16 protein-coding genes and 2 pseudogenes are annotated in these 22,097 nt (G+C 61.7%); 6 read left to right on the forward strand and 12 right to left on the reverse strand.

What is annotated here, in order from left to right; all coding sequences use genetic code 11:
• Positions 1-93: pseudogene (locus B9A23_RS20485) on the reverse strand (recombinase family protein); the annotation flags it as partial.
• A 114-nt stretch (positions 94-207) separates the two neighbouring features.
• Here B9A23_RS20485 and istA point away from each other — a divergent pair.
• Both istA and istB read left to right on the forward strand, forming a co-directional pair.
• A complete protein-coding gene (istA, locus tag B9A23_RS20490) occupies positions 208-1,722 on the forward strand; it encodes an IS21 family transposase (RefSeq protein ID WP_041378971.1) in 1,515 nt (504 codons plus the stop codon).
• A complete protein-coding gene (gene istB, locus B9A23_RS20495) occupies positions 1,709-2,437 on the forward strand; it encodes an IS21-like element helper ATPase IstB (protein ID WP_011950403.1) in 729 nt (242 codons plus the stop codon). The genes istA and istB overlap by 14 nt, the downstream gene beginning before the upstream one ends.
• Positions 2,438-2,506: 69 nt before the next feature.
• On the opposite strand, the gene B9A23_RS20500 is transcribed toward istB, so the two are convergent.
• The 9 genes and pseudogenes from B9A23_RS20500 to B9A23_RS23570 all read right to left on the reverse strand — a co-directional run.
• Positions 2,507-4,555, reverse strand: a complete 2,049-nt coding sequence (locus tag B9A23_RS20500; protein WP_011950404.1) for a TonB-dependent receptor — start codon at positions 4,553-4,555, stop codon at positions 2,507-2,509.
• Between the two features lie 277 nt (positions 4,556-4,832).
• On the reverse strand, positions 4,833-6,743 hold the full coding sequence (locus B9A23_RS20505; RefSeq protein WP_030540404.1) for a sigma-54-dependent Fis family transcriptional regulator: 1,911 nt from the start codon (positions 6,741-6,743) through the stop codon (positions 4,833-4,835).
• A 257-nt stretch (positions 6,744-7,000) separates the two neighbouring features.
• Complete coding sequence (locus tag B9A23_RS20510; protein WP_049771327.1) at positions 7,001-8,581, reverse strand: AMP-binding protein; 1,581 nt, start codon at positions 8,579-8,581, stop codon at positions 7,001-7,003.
• Between the two features lie 47 nt (positions 8,582-8,628).
• Positions 8,629-10,032, reverse strand: coding sequence for an aldehyde dehydrogenase family protein (locus tag B9A23_RS20515; RefSeq protein WP_011950407.1), 1,404 nt, complete (start codon positions 10,030-10,032; stop codon positions 8,629-8,631).
• A gap of 172 nt (positions 10,033-10,204) precedes the next feature.
• Positions 10,205-12,373 carry a PQQ-dependent dehydrogenase, methanol/ethanol family gene (locus tag B9A23_RS20520; protein ID WP_107917704.1) on the reverse strand — a complete coding sequence of 723 codons (2,169 nt, stop codon included), beginning with the start codon at positions 12,371-12,373 and terminating at the stop codon, positions 10,205-10,207.
• A gap of 24 nt (positions 12,374-12,397) precedes the next feature.
• Positions 12,398-13,231 carry a transporter gene (locus B9A23_RS20525; RefSeq protein ID WP_137903339.1) on the reverse strand — a complete coding sequence of 278 codons (834 nt, stop codon included), beginning with the start codon at positions 13,229-13,231 and terminating at the stop codon, positions 12,398-12,400.
• The gene (locus B9A23_RS22515; RefSeq protein WP_139797613.1) at positions 13,197-13,454 is read right to left on the reverse strand and encodes a hypothetical protein; all 258 of its coding nucleotides are present in this window, start codon (positions 13,452-13,454) and stop codon (positions 13,197-13,199) included. Before B9A23_RS22515 ends, B9A23_RS20525 begins: the two co-directional genes overlap by 35 nt.
• A 429-nt stretch (positions 13,455-13,883) precedes the next feature.
• Complete coding sequence (locus B9A23_RS20530; protein WP_048939645.1) at positions 13,884-14,201, reverse strand: LysR family transcriptional regulator substrate-binding protein; 318 nt, start codon at positions 14,199-14,201, stop codon at positions 13,884-13,886.
• Between the two features lie 75 nt (positions 14,202-14,276).
• Positions 14,277-14,336: pseudogene (locus tag B9A23_RS23570) on the reverse strand (hypothetical protein); the annotation flags it as partial.
• Between B9A23_RS23570 and B9A23_RS22520 the strand changes: the two are divergent.
• Both B9A23_RS22520 and B9A23_RS20535 read left to right on the forward strand, forming a co-directional pair.
• A complete protein-coding gene (locus B9A23_RS22520; protein ID WP_125723807.1) occupies positions 14,327-14,596 on the forward strand; it encodes a hypothetical protein in 270 nt (89 codons plus the stop codon). The pseudogene B9A23_RS23570 and the gene B9A23_RS22520 overlap by 10 nt on opposite strands.
• Before the next feature lie 156 nt (positions 14,597-14,752).
• Entirely contained in the window at positions 14,753-15,712 is a 960-nt protein-coding gene (locus tag B9A23_RS20535; protein WP_030540911.1) for a quinone oxidoreductase family protein, read from the forward strand.
• Between the two features lie 38 nt (positions 15,713-15,750).
• On the opposite strand, the gene B9A23_RS20540 is transcribed toward B9A23_RS20535, so the two are convergent.
• Positions 15,751-16,338 (reverse strand): SDR family NAD(P)-dependent oxidoreductase, encoded by a 588-nt coding sequence (locus tag B9A23_RS20540; RefSeq protein WP_082734528.1) that lies wholly within the window; start codon positions 16,336-16,338, stop codon positions 15,751-15,753.
• Positions 16,339-16,586: 248 nt separating this feature from the next.
• Here B9A23_RS20540 and B9A23_RS20545 point away from each other — a divergent pair, with 248 nt between their 5' ends.
• Positions 16,587-18,044 (forward strand): multicopper oxidase family protein, encoded by a 1,458-nt coding sequence (locus tag B9A23_RS20545; protein WP_037555777.1) that lies wholly within the window; start codon positions 16,587-16,589, stop codon positions 18,042-18,044.
• 199 nt (positions 18,045-18,243) lie between these two features.
• Here the strand turns inward: B9A23_RS20545 and B9A23_RS20550 are convergent, their stop codons facing one another.
• Positions 18,244-18,804: a recombinase family protein gene (locus tag B9A23_RS20550; protein ID WP_011950653.1), complete on the reverse strand. Its 561-nt coding sequence runs from the start codon at positions 18,802-18,804 to the stop codon at positions 18,244-18,246.
• 131 nt (positions 18,805-18,935) lie between these two features.
• Here B9A23_RS20550 and B9A23_RS20555 point away from each other — a divergent pair, with 131 nt between their 5' ends.
• Positions 18,936-21,950, forward strand: a complete 3,015-nt coding sequence (locus B9A23_RS20555) for a Tn3 family transposase (RefSeq protein ID WP_037555775.1) — start codon at positions 18,936-18,938, stop codon at positions 21,948-21,950.
• Positions 21,951-22,097 lie beyond the last annotated feature (147 nt).

Below are 22,097 nucleotides of genomic sequence, written 5' to 3' on the forward strand. Positions count from 1 at the left end.
CTCGCGTGCGGCCTTGAGGCCGGCATGAGTGCGTTCACGGATCAGGTCACGCTCGAATTGGGCCAGCGAGCCGAAGATGTTGAACACCAGCATGCTGTGGATCGGCGTGCAAAAAGGACCCCGTTAGCGGGGTGATCGGCGTCTAAAAGGGACCCCTCATTTCGATGGTTTAAGCAGCCGGCTGGATTTTCAGGCGGCGAGATCGGGATGTTGATTTTGGAGACAGTGGTTCGGATTCGGCGCGAGTATGCCGGCGGCAAGGCGATCAAGGCGATCGCGCGGGATTTGCATGTGTCGCGGAAGGTGATCCGCAAGGCGATCCGGGCGCCGGAAGGCGCATTCGACTATCAGCGCAAGGTTCAGCCACTGCCTAGGATCGGGCCGTTTCAGGATCGCCTGAACACACTGCTGGAAGAGAACGAGGTGCGCGGCAGGCGCGAGCGACTGCGGATGACGCGGATACATGATCTGCTGGAGCGCGAAGGTTTTGAGGGTTCCTACGATGCCGTTCGGCGCTACGCGGCGCGCTGGAAGGCCGACCGGCGCAAGGATGCCGGCGATGGTGTCACCGCCTTCATCCCGCTGATGTTCAAGCCGGGCGAGGCCTACCAGTTCGACTGGAGCCATGAGGATGTGGAGATCGCCGGCAAGCCGATGCGCGTGAAGGTTGCGCATATGCGGCTGTGTGCATCGCGGGCGGTCTATGTCCGGGCCTATCCGCGCGAGAGTCAGGAGATGCTGTTCGACGCGCATGCGCGCGGCTTTGCTTTCTTCGGCGGCGTGCCGGGCCGCGGCATCTACGATAATATGAAGACGGCGGTGACGAGCGTGTTCACGGGGAAGGAGCGGGTCTTCAACCGGCGGTTCCTGATCATGACCGACCATTATATGGTCGAGCCCACCGCCTGCTCGCCGGCGGCGGGATGGGAGAAGGGCCAGGTCGAGAACCAGGTGCAGACGATCCGGGGCCGCTTCTTCCAACCCCGGTTGCGGTTCGCCAGCCTCGACGAGCTCAATGGCTGGCTGGAGGCCGAGTGCCAGCGCTGGGCGGAACGACAGGCACACCCGGAACAGGGCGAGCTGACCGTGGCGCAGGCGCTGGAGATCGAGCGATCGGCACTGCAGCCGATGCTGGGACCGTTCGACGGCTTTAACGAGAGCGAGCATGCGGTGACGGGCACCTGCCTGATCAGCTTCGATCGCAACCGCTACTCGGTTCTCTCGACGGTGGCGCGGCGGACGGTGCAGGTCCGGGCCTATGCCGACCGCATTGTCGTGCGCTGCGGCGAGGAGGTTGTCGCCGAGCATCCCCGCTACTTCGGGCGCAACCGCACGATCTATGACCCCTGGCATTATCTGCCGGTACTGGCCCGCAAGCCCGGAGCGCTGCGGAACGGCGCGCCCTTCCAGGACTGGGATCTGCCGCCGGCGCTGGCGCGCCTGCGCCGCAAGCTTGGCAATGGCGACGATGCCGACCGCCGGTTCGTCCGTGTGCTGTCGGCCGTGCTGACCGATGGTCTGGAGCCGGTCGAAGCGGCCGTCCGCGAGGCATTGGCGACCGGCACGGCGAGCGACGACCTGATCCTCAACATCCTGGCGCGGCGCCGCGAACCGCCGCGACCGCTCACCATCATCACCTCCGAAGACAGCGCCTTGCGCCATCCGCCGATCGCCGACTGCGCCCGTTACGACCAGCTGAGGACCTTCGATGCAGCGGCATGACATGATCGAGGCGATGCGCGGGCTTGGGCTCAAGGGCATGGCGGGCGCGTTCGACGATGCGGTCACCACCGGCCTTCAGCGCCAGCGCACCACGATGGAGATACTGACCGACCTTCTGCGCGCGGAAGCAACACATCGCCATGCTGCCTCGATCCGATACCGGATGGCGGCCGCCCGGCTGCCGGTCGTGAAGGATATCGATGCGTTCCGGTTCGAGGGCACGCCGATCAACGAGGGGCTGGTGCGTTCGCTGCACAGTGGCGCGTTCCTGCCCGCTCGGCGCAACATCGTCCTGGTCGGCGGCACGGGCACCGGCAAAACCCACCTGGCCATCGCCATCGCCGCCAATGTCGTTCGCTCGGGTGCGCGAGGCCGCTACTTCAACACCGTCGATCTGGTGACCCGCCTCGAAGAGGAGGCCAGGATCGGCAAGAGCGGCGCTCTCGCCGCCCAGCTATCCCGCCTCGACCTGATCGTGCTCGACGAACTGGGATATCTGCCGTTCGCCCGCTCGGGCGGCCAGTTGCTGTTCCACCTGATCAGCAAGCTCTACGAGCAGACCAGCGTCATCATCACCACCAACCTCGCGTTCGGCGAATGGCCCACCGTGTTCGGCGATCCCAAGATGACCACCGCGCTCCTTGATCGCGTCACCCACCATTGCGACATCGTCGAGACCGGCAATGACAGCTGGCGCTTCAAAAACCGCAGCTGATCGCCCCCACCGACCTCCGATTAAAAGATGCTTTGCGCTGCGCGCGCCTCCGGTCGGGCTCCGCCCTCCCTACGCCGCGCGCAGCGCAAAGGCGCGTGTCCGATCAACCTTGCGCCATCGTGAAAGGGGGTCCCTTTTGCGCGCCGATAGGGGGTCCCGTTTGCACGCCGATTGACACGTCACCACCTTCTCGTCGAACAGATTTTCGCCCCGCGCCGTCAGCGCGACGCCATGGCCCAGCGGCAAGCGCGCGAGCGCATCCACGGTCAGCGCCCTGGGCAGTGTGTCGATCTGAAGATCATCCTCATATTGGCTCGACACATAATGGACCGACGCGGAGAGCGTCGGCCCCTGCGCCGGCGTCCAGGCCAGCGTCGCGCTGGCGCTGTTGCGCGGCGTCTGCGCGGGCGCGAAGCCGTCGAACGCCTTGCCTGGCGCATCGACCTCGCTGTGGCTGTAGGCATAGGAGGCCGACAGGCCGAAATCGCCCAGACGCGCGCTGGCCGTAAGTTCGATCCCCTTGGCGACGATGCGGTTAACATTCTGGCGCTGGCGGGTGTTGGTGCCGATGGTGACATTGGCGATCGCATCGTCCAGCCGGTTGTAGAAGGCGGTCGCGCCCAGGGTCACGCCGGGCAGCGGGGTCAGGTCGAAGCCCGCCTCCACGCCCTTCAGGCGCTCGGGCTTCAGCGCCGCGTTCGCCTGCGTCGTGATCGGGAAGACCACGAATGGCCGGTACAGCTCGTTCAGCGTCGGCAGGCGAAAGCCGGTATAGCCCGCCCCGCGCAGCGCGAGCGCGCCGCTCAGGCGCAGGATCGCGCCCGCCCGCCCCGAAAACTGCCAGTCGGACCGGTTGGCGTAATCGGTCGCTGTCACTGCACCGGTGCTGGCGTTGGCCTGATGATAGAAGCCGTCGCTGATCGTCCAGTGATCCGCCCGCACGCCGCCGGTCAACACCAGGCCTTCTAGCGTCCAGTCGTCCTCGGCGAACAGGCCGGTCGTCACCTGCTGCCCACCGGCATGGCGGCGGAAGGTGACGGGATTGCTGGCGATATTGGCGTCATAGGCGTCCTCATACATGTCGCCCAGCGCGAAGCGCGTATCCGCGCCCAGCCGCAGTACATGATCCGACCCGACCGGCGGGCGGATCTCGATCTTGCCGCCAAGCCCCATGGACGGCGTGTTGCGCTGGTCGAGCGACTTGCGGAAGGTGGAGGCGGAGATCACGATATTGGAAAAGTTGCGCGCCTGGATATAGGCGAGCGCATCAACCTGCCAATCGCCGCGCGAGATGAAGCGAACACTGGCGTCCTGCCCTTCGTTCGCGGAGTCCGCGCCCTTGAACCGCAGCGTCCTGTCGTCCTGAAAGATCGTGGCGCGGAACTGCAATTCGGACGTCACGGAGAGCGGCGCGACCGCGCGTAAATTGGTGGACCAGCTATCATAGGCGGCGGGCACGGTCGCCGCGACGCGCTGCGACTTTGGCGTGGTCTGGAAGCCGTTCCCCCGGTCCCAGCGCCCCGACAGCGAAACATAGCCGCCGCCTAGGTCCGGCGTGACGCTGGCCGACATCTCGGCGGCGTCATGGCTGCCATAGAAGGCGCTGGCAGCGAAATCCGGCAACTGGTCGCGCGTGGCGCTGGCCAGCTCGATCGTGCCGGCGACAGCGCCCGCGCCGAACGCACCCGACCCGCCGCCGCGCGTCACCCGCACAACGGACAGACGGTCCGGAACCAGCGCGGAGAAAGGAATATAGCCAAAGAAGGGATCGGCCACGGGCACGCCGTCCAGCAACACCAGCGTCCGGCTGGATGCATTGCCACCCAGCGCCCGCAGGGTCGCGCCCTGGTTGGACGGGTTCGACGCCCGGCTGTCCGACCGACGAAACTGCTGGGAGCCGGCGACGTTGGCCAGCACATTCTCCAGCCGGCCCGACGCATTGTCGAGCAGCCGTTGCCGGTCGATCGCCACCGATCCATAGGCGGGCGTACCGGGTGGCAGGCCCAGCCCCTGTCCCGTTACGATGATCGAAGGTGCATCGGCGCCTGCATCATCGGGGGGCTGCGCCAGCACTCCGGATGGCACCAGCAGAAGTATCAGCAGCAGATAGTCTTTCATGATGCGTCCACGCCCTCTGGAGTTTGGAGCTTTCGTTGATTGGGCCATCGCGCGTCGCACGCATGTGCCGACGCCGCGGAAACCCGGGCTTAACAGAGCTGAGTTAGATCACAGCATGCGCCGGCATGAGATGAGCAGGATATCACTCAACATTGCCCGAGCAAGTCGCAGATGCAGATCAAATCTACGTAATGATTCTCATTTATCTGTTTCGCGCAAATAACCGAAAAACCTTGCGGTAAGGCTAATGCGCAACCAACTAACACGTCATGGAGAGTTAAAATATGGTCTTAACGCCCTGCACTTCGATATTATACTTACGCATCTTACGATAAAGCGTCGGCCGGCCGACCCCCAATTGACGAGCCGTAGCGGCAATATTTCCCGCACATTGATGGAGCGCCATTAATACCGCATCCCGCTCCGTTCGTTCGAGCGAAGCCACCTCGCGCCCCACATTCGAACGAGTTTGCCTCATCTCCTCTGGAAGATGCCTTGGCGCGATCAGCGCGCTCCCGGCAGCGAGCGCGATGGCCCGACGAAGAATGAGGCTCAGTTGGCGGATGTTCCCGGGCCATGCGAAGGACCGCAGACATTCCAGTGCGTCATCCGAGAGGGAAAGTGTCAAACGATCGCCGATTTCGCGATCGACGATTTGTCCTATGAGTTCCGACAAATCCGCTCGCTCGCGTAAGGGGGGCAAGGTGACGCAGAGTCCATCAATGCGGTAGTAAAGGTCTTCCCGAAATTCGCCCGTGGCGACGAGCGCCTTGAGGTCACGATGGGTCGCACAGACCAGAGAGATATCGATCGGCCTGTCCTTCGATCCGCCCACCGGCATGACGGCCCGCTCCTGCAGAACCCGCAGAAGACGAGCCTGTAGCGAGAGCGGCATGTCCCCGATCTCATCCAGGAAGAGTGTTCCACCATGGGCCTGCTCAAATTTACCCGGAGCGCCTCCCCGGCGAGCGCCGGTAAACGCCCCTTCCACATATCCGAACAATTCGGCCTCGATCAGTCCGTCGGGAATGGACGCACAATTTACCGGCACGAACGGCCCGTTTCGCCGCGGCCCTGAGGCGTGCAGCTCCCGCGCAAGAACCTCCTTTCCAGTTCCCGTCTCGCCGGTTAGGAGAACAGGAATATCACGAGCGAACGCCAGCTTCGCGTCGCCAATGGTGTCCAGCAGGGCGGGATCGGAACAGAACATGTCAGAAGAGGCATGAGACGAACGCTTGCCCGAGGGCGGCGGCAAGAGCGCCTTACCAACCCGCATAACGTCATCTGCATGGCGGGCGAGACTGAGGTGGACGCGGATGCCGGCCGGCGTGTCTGTCACGATCGGTTCGGCATTGCGGCCGCTAAGCTCGTCAACCGCACGCGCAAAAGGCAGGTCGAACATGTGATCGAACTCTGTCGCCGAACGCGTATGCCCAAGCAGCTTGCGCGCGATCTGGTTCCCACCGAGCAATTGCCCATGTTCCGAGAAAGCGAGAACGGCAGCCAAGGGCGTGCGAAGCAGGTCAGGGTGATAATGTAACGAGACGTGCAGAGCGCCCGGAAGGTCAAGCAGCATATGATTTTCTATGGCTCGGGCGGCAACCCGCAACGCCTCGCAAACTGATGACAGATCCCTGCCGCTGCGGCAGGTGGCATTCAAGACGCCGATCAGGTCCCCGTTAACGTCGAACAGAGGAACGGCCGCGCAAGAATAGCCATGAATCTCGTCAAGGAAATGCTCGTTGGCGTGGACAATAAAGGGTTTCTGTTCCACGAGCGCGCATCCCGGCGCTCCGGTGCCGATCGCACTTTCGCTGAGGGAAACCCCGTTCCGGAAAAGACTCTCCAGTTCGCGGCACGGCCCTTCGGCGTCGCCGATCGAGCAAATGACAAATCCGCTGACGTCAAGGCAGGCCAGCACCCAATCCTGCGTGTGAAACGCTTTGTAAAGCCGTGTCATCTCCGGCATCGCATAGCGAATGAGCCGTTCACCCCTTTCTGTGGCGATCCGGCGTTCGCCAGGCGCCGCCATGTCGAACAACCTCTTGTCGGACGCGCTCAAACCCAGGCGTCTTGATCGCTCCCAGGAACGCGTGATCGGCTCGGGCACCCACTGCGACACGATACTCTCGCCCGAGAAGAAAAGATCTCGTGCCCTCCTTGTCTGGCGGACCTGTTCCAGATTCATGGATTGCCTCTCGTACCGTTGTCTTTCCGAACGGTGGGGTGCCCGGCGCCTGGACCGGACGGCGCTGATCCCTCTCTCCATTCGAACATCTTTATCGCCCGTCATGCTAGCTTGTTCGACGGACGCGAACAACCATCTCTCCTTCTCTGGAAGATCCGATCGTGCCGAAACAGATCGATGCCTGGCGATCACAAAAATGGTCGGCCAGGCGACACATGCGCCTGGCCGACCATAGTGGCTCAAGGGGAGAGGAATACTCAAGCCACCAAGCCCAGTTCAGCTTCCATCGTCTTGCGCATCTCGAACTTCTGCGCCTTGCCCGTGACCGTCATAGCGAAGCCCTCGACGATGCGGACATAGCGGGGAACCTTGTAGTGGGCGATCTTACCCCGGCAGTGGGCAATCACATCGTCGGCGCTCAGCCGATGGCCGGCTCGCGCTATGACCCATGCGCAGACTTCCTCACCAAATTTAGCGTCGCTGACGCCAAAGACCTGCACATCGACGATCAACGGGTGGCCAAGCAGGAATTCCTCGAGCTCGCGCGGATAGATATTCTCGCCGCCCCGGATGATCATGTCCTTGATGCGGCCGGTAATGCGAACATAGCCCCGCTCATCCATCACCGCGAGATCGCCCGAGTGCATCCATCCTTCCGCGTCGATGGCATCGTCGGTCTTTTCCGGATCGTTCCAATATCCCTGCATCACCGCATATCCGCGCGAGCAATATTCGCCCTGTTGGTTCACCTGCAATGTCTCGCCGTTCAACCCTACGATCTTTGCTTCGGCATGAGGGTGGACGCGGCCCACCGTCGCCACTCGCTCTGCGACGGGATCGTCTATCGACGTCTGCGTCGTCAGGGGACTGGTTTCGGTCATGCCATAGCCGATAGTCACCTCGCGCATGTTCAACCGATCCATGATCTGCTCCATCATGGCCGCCGGGCAAGGGGCGCCCGCCATGATCCCGGTGCGCAAGGACGAGACGTCGAACTGATCGAGGTCCGGATGGTTGAGGATCGTGATCAGCATGGTCGGCACTCCGTAAAGCGCCGTACAACGTTCATCTCGCACCGCCTCAAGTGTCATCCGCGCATCATAAGCCTCTCCGGGGTAGATCATCGCAGCCCCGCTCGTCACGGATGCAAGATTACCCAGGACCATGCCGAAGCAATGATAGAGCGGAACCGGAATGCAGATGCGGTCCTTGACGGTGAGATTGATGGTTTGTCCCGAAAAATAACCATTGTTGAGAATGTTGCGATGCGTAAGCGTTGCCCCCTTTGGAAAACCCGTCGTGCCGCTGGTGAATTGTATGTTGATGGCATCGTCCGGTCGCAGACTTTCCGATGCCGCGCCCAGCAGCAGGGGATCCGCCGACACGCGCAGTTGCTCCCAAGGAATGAAACCGTCATGTGCCTGCTCACCAAGCGAAATCACCAGGCGAAGGTCAGGTAAACTACGCGTCCCGATCTCGCGTAGCATGGCGATGTAGTTACTGCTTTTGAAGGCAGATGCCGTCACCAGCACGCTGCAGCCGACCTTTGCGAGCGCATACTCGATTTCGCTGACACGATAGGCAGGATTGATGTTTACCAGGATCGCGCCGATCTTGGCGGTCGCGAATTGAATCACGGTCCATTCGGCGCAATTGGGCGCCCAGATGCCGACCCGATCGCCGCGACGCACCCCATGATCGAGCAGTCCGCACGCGACCCGTTCCGCTTCGCGGTTCAGTTCCTGCCAGCTCCAGCATATATTCTGATGCCGGGAAACCAATGCCAGTTCACTCCCCCAGCGCCGGGCAGCCACCGATAGGGCTTCTCCCAGCGTCATCTCCAGCAGCGGAACATCAGCCGCGCCTTTCGCAATTGAGAGCACGGTCACCTCTTGATGTTGATCACTTGGAGCTGCGTATATTCGGCGAGGCCCTCGACGGACTGCTCGACACCCAGGCCGGAATTTTTGAAGCCGGCCATGGGGATGTGCGGGCCGATCGCGATATGCTGGTTGACCCACATCTGACCGCTTTCGATACGCTCGGCGATCGCCGCGGCGCGCTCGACATCTTTCGACCAGATGGATCCACCCAGGCCGTATTCGGAGGAATTGACGCAGCGTACCACGTCGTCCACATCCGAGAAGGCGATGACCGGCAATATGGGTCCGAATTGCTCTTCATCCACGATCGTATGGCCGTCGCTGATATCCCGGACGATGGTCGGTTGGATGAAATAGCCGGCTCGCTCCATGGCTTCGCCACCGGCGATGATCTTGCCGTCGCGCCGGGCCGCCTCCAGGAATCCCTTCACCTTTTCAAATTGCGCGCGGTTCTGGATCGGACCGATATTCGTTCCCTGCTTCAGTCCGTCATCGACGACGGCTTCCTGCGCCAGCCTTGCCAATTCGTCGCACATCGCCTCGTAGATCGATTCATGCACATAGGCCCGCTTCACCGCCAGGCAGACCTGTCCGCAGTTGAGGAACGCGCCGTTGAAGATCGCCAGCGCCGTCTCACGCACATCGACATCCTCCAGCACGATGGCCGGATCGTTGCCGCCCAGCTCGAGCGTGACGCGCTTGAGCGTATCAGCGCTGCTCGCCGCGATCCGCTTGCCGGTGGCGGTCGAACCCGTGAAGCCAATTTTGGCGACATCCGGATGGGCGGTGAGATGCGGCCCCAGGTCATTATCGTCGGTGATGATGTTGACCACGCCCGCCGGGAAGATGTCTCGGCACAGCGCGCCTAATGCAAGGGCGGTGACGGGCGTGGTAGGGGCCGGCTTCAAGATGATGCTGTTTCCCGCCAGCACGGCGGGACCGATCTTCCAGCAGGCGACGAGCAGCGGGAAGTTCCATGCGATGATCCCGACGACCACGCCTAGCGGCCGATGCTTGACGACGATATGGGCCTGCTCATCGTCCTGTATGACCCGGTCGGGAAGCTCGAGAGTGGCGTAGTGCCGGAGATATCCTTCCGTCCACGCAACTTCCCCCTGGGCCTCGGCAAAGGGCTTGCCCTGTTCTTGCACCAGCAGGCGCGCGAGATTGTCGCCATCGGCCGCGATGGCATCGGCAAGCTCGATGAGCTTGGCCTGGCGCTGCGCGAAGGGCGTCTCGGCCCAGCCGGGATAGGCTGCCTTGGCGGCTTTGATGGCTTCGTCGGCCTGAGCCGCTGAAGCGCGCGGCACGGTCACGAACGCTTCGCCGAGTGCGGGGTTGATGACCTCGAGCGTGCCATCGCCCTCCACGAGTTGGCCCCCAATCAGCAACTTATAATCAGACATGCTTGTCTCCAGCCACATACGTGGGAAAATCGAATATGCAGGGCATCCAGAGCGCCCCATGGTCGCCGGTCTTCAGTCCTGACCGGCGCAAGCGTTTGTCGCCGCCTTTTCACAAAGGATCGGATGACCGGCGGCGGGCGCCGAAACCGCCGGTCATCCTCTCTAAGCGAGCCTATTTTTTCGGTTTTGCGCTCGCGGCAGGTTGTCCGCGCACAGAATCTGCAGTGCCTTGAATGAACGCCTTGAGCTTCTTGACGTCCTCTGCGGTAAGCTTGCCCTTGAAATCGGGCATACCCTGCTCGGCCATCGCACCTTCGAAAACGAACGCTTCAAGATTGGCGATCGCCTCGCGGGGCGCATAACCCAGGTTGGGCAAATTGCCTCCCTTGTCGACGCCAGGAACGCCATGGCAGAACAGACAGTTGCTGACGTAGAGTGCGCCTCCAGGAGCGACGTCCTTCTTGTCATAGGGCACGCCCGAGAGCAGTTCCCCCTGCTCATATTTTCCGAACTGCGGCAACGGCGCCTTGCCGCCGATGACGAAGGTGTAGACCGTACCAGGCGAACTGCGGTCGGTAGCGCGCTGGGACTCACCGAAAACACCGCCCCAACCCACCGCAATCGAGACATACTGCTTGCCATCGATCTGGTAGGTGATCGGAGCCGCGATGACGCCACTGCCTACCGGCGACTCCCACATTTTATGGCCGTTGCGCGCATCATAGGCTACGAAATGCCCATCTGCGGTTCCTTGGAACACCAGATTCCCCGCTGTGGTCAGCGTGCCACCATTCCACGGCGAAACTTGTTCCTGACTCCAGACTTGCTTCTGGCGCACCGGGTCCCATGCGATCAGGCGACCGAAGGGTTTGGCCTTCGTCGCCGCGCCTCCCAGCAAACTGCCTGTGTTCCAACCGATGCCGCTCATGGGCTGGCCTGGAATGTTGGAGCGATATTTCCATTTCGGATCGTCCGCCAGCGAAAGCGGCACATGCTGCGCGGGAATGAACGCCAGCCCCAAAGCCGGATTGAACGACATGGAATGCCAGTTGTGCCCGCCAAAAGGACCGGGAATGATCTCATAGGGCGTGGCCGAGCGGACGCCGGGCAATTCGATAGGCCTGCCCGCCTTGTCATAGCCCGAGGCCCAGTTCACCGGCACGAAATTCTTCGCGGAGATGAATTTGCCGTTTGTCCGATCGATGACGAAGAAGAAGCCGTTCTTGGGCGCATGCAGGATCACTTTGCGCGGCGCGCCGTCGACCGTCATGTCGGCCAGGATCATATCCTGCGTCGACGTGTAATCCCAGTTGTCCCCCGGCGTCTCCTGATAGTGCCAGACATATTCGCCGGTATCAGGATTGAGCGCGACGATCGATCCGAGATAGAGATTGTCGCCGCCCTTGGGACTGCGGCGATTGCGCGACCAAGGCGCCCCGTTTCCGACGCCGATATACATGAGATTGAGCTGCGGATCGAACGCCATGCTGTTCCAGACGGTGCCGCCACCGCCCGCCTCCCAATAGCGTCCGCTGGGGTCCCAGGTCTTGGCGGCGGCTTCCATCGCCTTGTTCTCAAACGGCTTCGATGGATCTCCCGGGACCGTGAACCAGCGCCAGAGCTTCTTGCCCGACGACGCATCATAGGCGGTGATATAGCCACGCAACCCCAGCTCCGCGCCACCGTTACCAATGATGACCTTGCCCTTGTACACACGCGGCGCGCCGGTGATGGTGGCTGGCGAGTCCGGCGATAGTCTGGTGTCCTCTTCCCACAATTTGGCGCCGGACGCCGCATCAAGCGCGATGAGACGACCATCGAAGGCTCCGACGAAGACTTTTCCCTCATAGACGGCCACGCCCCGGTTCACGACGTCACAGCACCCCTTGCCGCCCGCGCTGCGCGGCACTTGCGGATCGAACGTCCACAACTGCTTCCCCGTCCGTACATTGATTGCATGCACGACGCTCCAGGATGCTGTCACGTACATGATCCCGTCCACAACAAGCGGCGTTGCCTCTACGCCGCGGGTCGAGCCCAGATCATAGGTCCAGGCCAAACCCAGTCGGGCGACATTGTCAGTGGATATCTGGGACAGCTTGCTGAAGCGCGTTTCCGAATAGTCGAGGCCGTAGCTGGGCCATTCCTCGGAAGTCGCAGCGTTCTTGACAATAAAGTCACCGTTAATTTTCCCGGCGATTTTCGAGGTATCGACGGGTGCCCGGTTGCTCGCTTCGTTCGACCGCGAGCAACCACTCAGTGTCGTACCCAGCAAGAGGAAGCCCGCCCCCACAAGGGCCATTCGCCCCGGCTTTCCCCGCCCGAAAAAGATGATCGACATGTCTTTGTTCTTTCTCTCAAATACTTAGAAGACCTTCAGAAGACGCAAATTGAGGCGGTTCGATTCCCGAAATCCGCTCCTCACCGAAATGTCGCGGCCGTAGGTGGCGAGCAATTGCACGGTCTTCGCCGGAAACCAGGCCATTCCGACATTGCCCTTCCAATTGCTCGCTTGATCCTGCTGCCTGATGCCATCGATCCTCGTCTCGCCACCCGTGACGAACGAGCCGCCGACGCGGAAATCGAGGTTCGGCTTGAGCTGATAACGGGCGAAAGCCTGGAACTGCCCGCTTGCGGATTGCGTCAGACGCGCGGAAGACGAGCCGAAGTCGTTATTCTTGCCATAGAAGGTCACGTCGCCGACGAGGTCGATCGAGATCTTGGGCGTGACCCCCTTAACGAAGCCGCCCTGGAGCACGAACTTCCAACGGTTCTCGCCCAGGTTCAGGGGGCGGGTGCGATCATATGATCCTGTCGGCACATAGACGAATGGCGTGATACCGAAATAGGTATTGCTCTTGGGCTTGTTCACCAGCCAAACGGTGGCTGCGAGGATAAGATCGCCGGCCGCGCCGCCGCTTTTACCCAAAGCGTGCGTATCGCCCTTCCCTTCCAGCTGACCGAGCGGAAGCAGAAACTGCGGGTCGACCGTCAGGCCGGCAATGTCCATATAGTGAACTCCGCGCAGAATGAATACGGTCGAGTCCAATCCGGGATCACCCGGCTGCTTGTCGCCCTTGGCATAGATGGCGTCGCGCTCGGCAAATTGCGCATAGACAATGGCCAGATTGGATCCCGGCGGCAGTGCGACATAGTCGCCGGCATCAACGTCGGTCGCCCATGCCGCCGTGCTGGCCATCGGCGTACACAACGCAACGCCTCCCCACAGGGCCGCCTTCAATGGCGTCGCGCTCGGCAAATTGCGCATAGACAATGGCCAGATTGGATCCCGGCGGCAGTGCGACATAGTCGCCGGCATCAACGTCGGTCGCCCATGCCGCCGTGCTGGCCATCGGCGTACACAACGCAACGCCTCCCCACAGGGCCGCCTTCAAAAGCGAACCTTTATTGAGATTACCCATTATCCTCTCCCTCCATTATATCATAGTTGGTAACCCCTAAGCACAAAGCGTGCCAAATCGGAGATTGTCCAATCTGCTGGAAAATGACCACGGTTGGGGGAACGCGTCTCAGCTAACTGTAACGAAATAGAACAGGTGTATTCGGACACCCGTATCGTCAGGTTTCACCTTGGCAGATGGATCAAACCGAGAGCTTCGGCATCCAGGCCGATCAAAACAGGATTGCTATCTCTCCTGTCATATTTGCGAGGAGCCATCCGCCGATATTCCGCCCGACAAGCAGCACGTCGGACGCGAGCCAAGGCAATTTCGGACTGGCGTGAGCAAATCTTGTTGTTCGGCCAGAGGCTTTCGCAATGGAGATCACGACCACCCACGCGTAGGCCGTTTCTCGACCCCTTGCCGCAGGTCGAGGAACGGACCTATGGATCAGCAAAATGCGCGGACCATTGCGCTCGTGATGGACCTGGACCCACGGACGTGATTATCGATACCTTTTCGTTCGGCATCATCAGCGAAGGCGACGTCGAGCGTTCCCATGGCCACGTTATGGCTTGTCCTACTCGTCGTATCTTCCGTGAGGGTGATGTTCACCGATGGAAATAGAGCTTTAAACTGACGCAGCACATCACCAAACAACCCGCCGGTGCGCGATGATGTAACTCCGATGCGGACTTGCCCCGCCTCCCCACTGTCGACAGCAACTGCGTAACGAGCGGCGAGATCTAATTGCTGGGCGCCGGCCATTGCCCGTTCCAAGAAGGCAGCGCCTGCCGTTGTGGGCGAAACACCAATTCGACTTCGCTTGAACAGGGGAACGCCTAATCGGTGCTCAAGATGCTGAATGCGTCGGCTGAGTGACGATTGGGACAATGCCAGCATCTCTCTCGCTCATCGAAACTGCCAGTTTCCGCCGCCGCGATCGCGCAGCGCAGATTTCGCAGATCCAAGATCATATTCGGCAAACATCACTCCCCCATGCCAATATCCGCTTCGGACGGCCGCGTTTTGTGCCGGAGTTTGGCGTTGCCAACACCGTCTCGGTAGTCCCGCGTCCTGAAAACTCCGTCGCCGATAGGGGAACACTGATGACAGCAGCTGCGCACGCTGAGGAAGCACCTAACTCCACCGATGGCGATTGATGTCGGCGGCAGCGCTCCTGATTATGCAACACAGATGCACGTTCGCCGATGCTACCGGATCGTGATCGGCAGTGCCACATGCAGATAAATTTGCGTTCCGGTCCCAGCAATTCCTACGCAACCGCCTCGGTCCGTCGCGCATCGAAAGGAACGACGATGAAAGCGGCTGTCTACGATCATAACGGTCCACCGGAAGTCCTTCGCTACACGGACGTGCCCGACCCCAAAATTCGTTCGCGGGATGTCCTGATCCAGGTCGAGGCGATATCCGTTGAGGGCGGAGACCTGATCAACCGTCGCAGTTCGCCGCCGGGGCACCCCGCATATGTCGTCGGCTATGCCGCAGCGGGCACGGTGGTGGCGATCGGTGACGCGGTCACGGACCGCAAGCCCGGCGACCGAGTTACCTCATGGGGCTTGGATGGATCCCACGCCCAACTCCGCGCAGTTCCGACAGATCAGACTTGGCTGCTGCCCGCAGGCGCAGGCGTAGCAGAAGCCGCGGCGATCCCGATCGGCTTCGGAACTGCCCATCATTGCCTGTTCGCGAGAGGGCGGCTCTCAAGCGGAAGCTCCGTCCTCATCCAAGGTGCAGCGGGGGGTGTCGGGGTCGCGGCAGTACAGCTCGCCCGCCAGGCCGGCGCGACCGTAATCGCCGTCGCTAGCGGTGAGGATCGCGTCCGCAGCGTCATCGAGCTCGGTGCATCGCGTGTAATCGACCATAACGTCGAATCGGTCGTGGACGTGGTCCGTGACCTCACCGGCGGCCGAGGCGTTGACCTCATCGTCGATCCGGTAGGTTCCACCTTGGCGACATCCCTCGCCGCGCTCCGCGACGAAGGAGTCTTGGTGTCCGTGGGCAATGCCGGCGGCGGGGCTCTGACAGTGGATTTTTGGCCAGCGGTGCAGCGAAATCAAACGGTCATCGGCGTATTCATGGGAACCGTCCTGTCACGTGCAGCGGTGCGCCAAACCATCGACATGATGCTCGCCGACGTTGCGAAAGGCAGTCTCACCGTGCCAATCGACAGAAGGTTTCCGCTCGCCGAGGCAGGGGCCGCCCATCGGTATGCCGAGGACAACAAGGTCCTCGGCCGTATCGTGCTGATCCCCTGACGCCGATTTCGCGCCCAACCGCTACCGAGCGCCCGCTGTCAGGCGATCGCGCCCGCGTCGGCGGTCAAGGTGGCGCCTGTAATTACACTCGCCGCGGGACTTGATAGAAACACGACCGCATTCGCGATTTCACTCGGCTTGGCGAAGCGGCCCAGAGACGTCAAACTCCGTTGGAAATCTGCCGCCGGGCCGTCTGCGGGGTTCGCGTCAGTATCCACAGATCCGGGCTGCACGAGGTTCACGGTGATGCCCTGCGGCCCGAGTTCACGTGACAACCCGCGAGTGAAGGACGTAAGCGCGGCCTTGGACATCGCATAGGCCGTTACGCCCGGAAATGGGACGCGTTCGCCGAGCCCCGACCCAATCGAGATTATGCGCCCCCCAGCGGAGAGATGCGGAATGGCGGCCTTCGCGAATAGCACTGGTGCTCGCACGTTGACGTCCATCAGCTTCTGATACTCGGCCACATCGAGGTCGGCGATCAGACCGGAATGGCCGATCGCCGCGCTATTGACGAGAATATCAAGACCACCGAGCGCCGAGACGGCCTCGCTCACGGCGCGCGTGATCGCATCCGGGTCTGCGCTATCGGCCTGTATCGTTCGCGTCTGCCGCCACAGATCAATCTGAGGCCGACACTAATTGAGATGGGGGCTGGCCTCAGAAACCTGACGACTGCGGTCCGCAGGCTCATCGGAGGTCAGCCCTTGTTGTTGCAGTGGCGATGAGTCATGAAAGTCATGCATCAGCGTGTAGGTCCGGTCCCTTGCGGGATCGGCACGGGCACACCGAATTTTCGACTAGTCGAGGCGAATTACATACCCCTATTAACGGCTCCACTCCCACCGTGTCTTGTTGCAACATATTGATTAGTATGCCGATTTTCGAGAACGCCGATAGGTCCACAACCACCGCTTGCTCGCGCTCCACGCCGGGCCTCGGCGGGGGAGGTGCAAACCCGCTTCCGATGCCGCCGCTGTTGGACGCACGGCCTGGCCGCTCATTCGCGCTACGGGTCCAGTCCGGAACGACTTCATTTTATCCAGGCCGGCCGAGTGACACGCTCGGGTATAATGGCAGCTATCTCGGACCGACGATCAGGGTGCGCCGTGGCGACGACGTGGCGGCTGTCGTGACCAACGGGCTCAACGCGGACACGACTGTGCATTGGCACGGGCTTCTGATCCCCGGAGAGCTGGATGGCGGCCCCCATCAGATCATCGCGCCGGGCGCGACCTGGCGGCCCACGCTCCCGATCCGGCAGCCCGCAGCGACCCTCCTTTATCACTCACACGTCCATGGGTTGACGGCCGAGCAAGTCTATTCGGGCCTGGCTGGGGCGTTGCTGGTAACCGACGACGAAGAGCAGGGCCTGGGGCTCCCGTCAGAATATGGCGTGGACGATCTGCCCCTGCTCATCCAGGATCGCCAGTTCGAAAATGGTCGCCTTGTCATGCCAGGCGGCATGATGGTCGCCATGCAGGGCCGGCGCGGCGACACGATCCTTGTGAACGGCGCGGTGAATCCGCTGGCGGCGGTGCCAAATCGGTTGGTTCGCCTGCGGCTCGTCAACGCATCGAACGCGCGGATTTATGAGCTGTCGTTTTCCGATCGGCGGAGCTTTCACTGGATCGGAACCGAAGGGGGGCTGCTCGAACACGCAGTGGCATTGGAAGCCATAACCTTGGCGCCGGGCCAACGTGCCGAGCTTCTCGTGGACTTCACGGACGGTAGGTCCGCCTCGCTGGTGACGGCGGCTGATACCAACAGCTCGATGATGGGCGGCATGGGTATGATGGGGCGTGGCGCCCGAAGGACCGATGCCGCGGCACCAGCGACCGTGCTGCGGTTTGAACCACGGCCGTTGGGACAGGCTCGTGCCAGCGGCGTCGTGCCGACCCTTCTGGCATCACGAACTGGGCCCGACGCCAGCAAGGCGGTGCGCCGTCGCCGTCTGAGCCTCAACATGGGCATGGGCGGCATGATGGGCTCAGGAAGCGGCGGTGGCGGCCTTACGATCAATGGCAAGCCATTCGACATGAATCGCATCGATGAGACGGTGAAGCTAGGCTCCACCGAAATATGGGAGGTGTCTGGCGAAATGATGCGCCACCCGATCCATATTCACGGCGTCCACTTTGATGTTCTCACCCGCGGTGGCGGGCAGCCCGATGTTCTCGACCAGGGGCCGCGCGACACGGTCCTCGTCAAGGAACCGGTGGAGCTTCTCATCCGATTTGATCAGCCGGCCAAGAGCGCTCCCTTCATGTATCACTGCCATATCCTTGAACATGAGGATAATGGAATGATGGGCCAGTTCAGTGTTGCGTAGGCGTAGGCTCCCACTTCTGGAGAGTTTATGCAGCGCCTACCGTCCAACAGGAGAGCAAGGTTGCCAAAAAGAGCTTTCGCCACATTTCTGCTCGCGGCAACGATGCTGACCGGCGGCACCTCGCTAGCTGCACAGGATAATCTGGTTTATCCCGTAATACCGGGATTTGGGTCGTGCGGCTGAGCGGAACAGGAAAGTGTCATAAGGCACTGTTTGGCTCGATACAGCGATAGATGGTGGCCGGGTGAACGTTGAAGGTCCTTGCGACGGCGCTAATGGACTTACCCTCGAGAACGAGTTGGCGAGCGAGCTCCGCCTGATCTGGGCGCATTTTCTTTGGGCGTCCGAAGCTCACACCGCGCGCCATCGCCGCCTTTCGCCCCTCCTCGGTTCGGCTCAATATGAGAGTCCGCTCGAACTGGGCGATCCCAGCGAATACGGTCATGATCATCACGCCAGACGGGGACGTGGTATCGGCCCAAGGTTCATCAAGCGATTGTAATCCTGCCTGCTTTTCCTTGATGCGTTCCGCGATGTGCAGGAGTTCGATGGTGGATCGCGCCAAACGATCGAGGCGGGCGACGACGAGAACATCGTCTTTGCGCAGGTGACCCATCAGCTTTTCAAGCTCGGGCCGGCCACGAGCGGCCCCCGATATTTTCTCTTCGAACATCATTTCACAGCCCGCCTCCGAGAGCCGACCGCGCTGGATTTCCAAGTTCTGATCCTCGGTGGAAACGCGCGCGTAGCCGAGCTTCATGCGACTGCTCCAGATATTGTGCGAAAGTTACTGCAAAACAATTTTGTTTCGCACATATGTTTTGCGAAGAAATTCGCCTTGTTTATCGGCATGGGCCGTCCCCTTCGCAAAAGTTGAAAGTTTCGCACGGTATGCCCACCCGTCACCTCACTGACGCCCAGCGTCAGGGCTTTGCCCGCTTTGATGGCGAACCGTCGGCCGATCAACTCGCGCGATATTTCCATCTGGACCAAACTGATCGCGACCTCATTGGAACTCTGCGCGGCGACCACAATCGGCTCGGCTTTGCCGTGATGCTGACGAGCGCCCGGTTTCTGGGCGCATTTCCAGTCTCGCCCGCCGAGATCCCAGCGTCGGTCCTGGCGGCCGTGATCGAACAACTCGCTCTTGAACCCGGCACGGACGTGGACGCCTATTTTGCGGGAAGCCGACGCATCCGGCACCTCGCGCTCATCCGGACGCACTGCGGCTTCACGGACTTTGGCGACAACGCGGTGGCACGTTTCCGGCTGACCCGATGGCTCTACGCCCTTTGCTGGAGCGGCGACGATCGGCCCGGCCCCCTGATTGATCGAGCTGCGGCCTGGCTGATCGCCAACAAGGTGCTGCTGCCGGGCGTCACGGTCGTCGAGCGCCTGGTTGGCAGGATCCGCGATCGTGCGCGGACCAGGCTTTGGCGCCATCTGGTCGCCAGCTTGAGCGATGACCAGCGCGTGCGCATCGCCGCGCTGTTTGACGATGGCGACACATCCACGTTCGCCGCCCTGGACGCGCTCCGGACCGTTCCCTCCAAGCGCATGCCGACCGAACTCTTCCGACACCTTGATCGGCTCGATGCGGTCCGGGCGTTCAATCTGCGGCCGGCGCCACCGCGGGGCGTTCCCGCCACAACCCTTGAGCGGCTCGCGCGGGTAGCGCGCGTCGGCAAGCCCTCGGCCATCGCCGCCCTTCAGGAGCCTCGTCGAACCGCGACCGTAGCCGCGCTCTTCCATACGCTCGAAGCGGCGGCCCAGGACGACGCCGCCGAGCTGGCCGAGGCTCTGCTCGCCGACTTGGTGAAAGGGGCTGAAGCCGCCGACAAACAGGCCCGCCTGCGCAGTCTGCGCGATCTCGATGGCGCCGCGATGCTGCTCCACGCAATGGGTCTGTTGGTTTTGACCGACGACGCCCTGCCCCTCAATGAATGGCGAGATGTGCTCTTCGAGCGGTTGCCCCGTCCCGACATCGAGGCCGCCATGTCCAAGGTGGAGGCGATCGCCAAGCCCGCGGAGACCAAGCCCTATGATCAACTGCGAACAAAATGGCGGAGCGCCCGGCGATTGTTCTTTGAAATCGCTACCCGCATCGAGACCGACGCTGCCCCAGGTGGCAAAAACGTCAAGGCCGCGATCAGCTACCTCAAGGGCGTGGACGACTGGTCCTCTCTCGTCAAGATGCGCGGCGCACCGATCGCTGCGGTCTCGAAGGCGTGGAGGCAACATGTCCTGGATGACGATGGCAGGATGCGCGACCCGAAGGCCTATGTCTTCGCGATCATCGATGCGTGGCGTCTGGCGATCAAGCGTCGCGATGTGTTCGCCAAGCCCGGCATCCGATACGGGGATCCCCGGCGCGGGATGCTCGAGGGCGAGTCCTGGCACAATTCCAGGTTGATGGTAGCACGCGCCCTGGGCCGATCTCTGGAAGCCGACATTGAGATTGACGGTCTCTCCCGCCTTCTCGACGAGGCATATCGACATGTCGTTGCGCGCGCCGGCGACAATCCGGACCTGCGTTTTGAGACGGTCGCCGACAAGATGGGGATTGTGGTCACGCCCCTCGACAAGCTTGATGAACCCGAGAGCCTTCGAGCACTTCGCGCCGCCGTCCAAACGCGCATGCCGAAGGCCGGAATGCCCGACATCTTTCTTGAAGTCATGGCGCGAACCGGATTTGCCAAGTCCTTTACGCATCTGAGCGAGCGTCAGGCCACCGTCGAGCACTTCGAGATAAGCCTGTGCGCGACCCTGGTCGGCGGCGCCTGCAACATCGGTCTTGAGCCGATCGTGCGCCCGGAATTTGCGGCTCTGCGTCGCGACCGTCTTTCTTGGGTCGGTCAGAATTTCATTCGGCCCGAGACCATCGCCGCGGCCAACGCCGCGATCGTTTCCGCTCACAGTCGTCTGGATATCGTCCAACATTGGGGCGCAGGCGAGGTGGCCAGCGCCGACGGCATGCGTTTTGTCGCTCCGTCGAGCGCCATACACGCCGGGCCCAACCCCAAATATTACGGCCAGGAGCGCGGCGTCACTTGGTACAACATGATTTCCAATCAGTTCAGCGGTCTGACCGGAGCGGTCATCCCCGGCACGTTGCGCGACAGCCTGGTCGTCCTGGCTCTCCTGCTGGAGCAGGAAACCGAGCTCGATCCTCTGGAGATCATGACCGACACCGCCGCCTATTCCGACGCCATTTTCGGTCTGTTCTGGCTCTTGGGCTACCGGTTCAGCCCCCGTCTGGCGGACATCGGCGACGCCAAACTCTGGCGTATCGACCGCCAGGCGAGCTATGGGCCGTTCGATCAGACCGCCTGGGGCAGGGTTAAAATCAATCTGATCCGGGAAAACTGGTCCGACCTTATCCGCTTGGCCGGATCGCTCAAGCTCGGCCACCTCAAGGCCGCAGGCGTCATGCGAATGCTGCAGGTCAAAGACCGCCCAACAACGCTGGCCAAGGCCCTGTCTGAACTCGGCCGCATCATCAAGACGCTGCATATCCTGCGATACATCGATGACCGGCCGTTCCGGCGACGAATATTGTTTCAGCTCAACCGGCAGGAATTGCGCCACAAGCTCGGTCGGCGCGTCCATCACGGCGATCGGGGCGAAATCAGAAGCCCTCTGCGTCAGGGCCAAGAGGAGCAGCTTGGGGTCCTCGGTCTGGCCCTCAACTCCATCGTCCACTGGAACGCTGTCTACATGCAGGAAACCGTGCGCCAACTCAGCGAGGCCGGGACGCCGCCGCTGCCCGCCGATATCGCTCGGCTCTCGCCGATATCTTGGCGTCACATCAATTTCCTCGGCCGCTACGACTTCTCCGTGCCTGACGCCGTCGCAAACGGCGGCCTCAGACCGCTACGCCAACCTAATTCCGAATGGGACTTTTGAAAGGAAATAATGCCCCTTACGACACTTTCCTGTTCCGCTCAGCCGCACGACCCTCTATAGGCTGTACCGCCCTAAAAACGTACCTATCGTGACCGAGGACAACGGAAAACCGCTACCTATTTGGGCAAACAGGGGAGGGGATGGTTG

The sequence above is a fragment of the Novosphingobium sp. B1 genome, assembly GCF_900176395.1.
In the GTDB taxonomy this organism is placed as follows: domain Bacteria; phylum Pseudomonadota; class Alphaproteobacteria; order Sphingomonadales; family Sphingomonadaceae; genus Novosphingobium.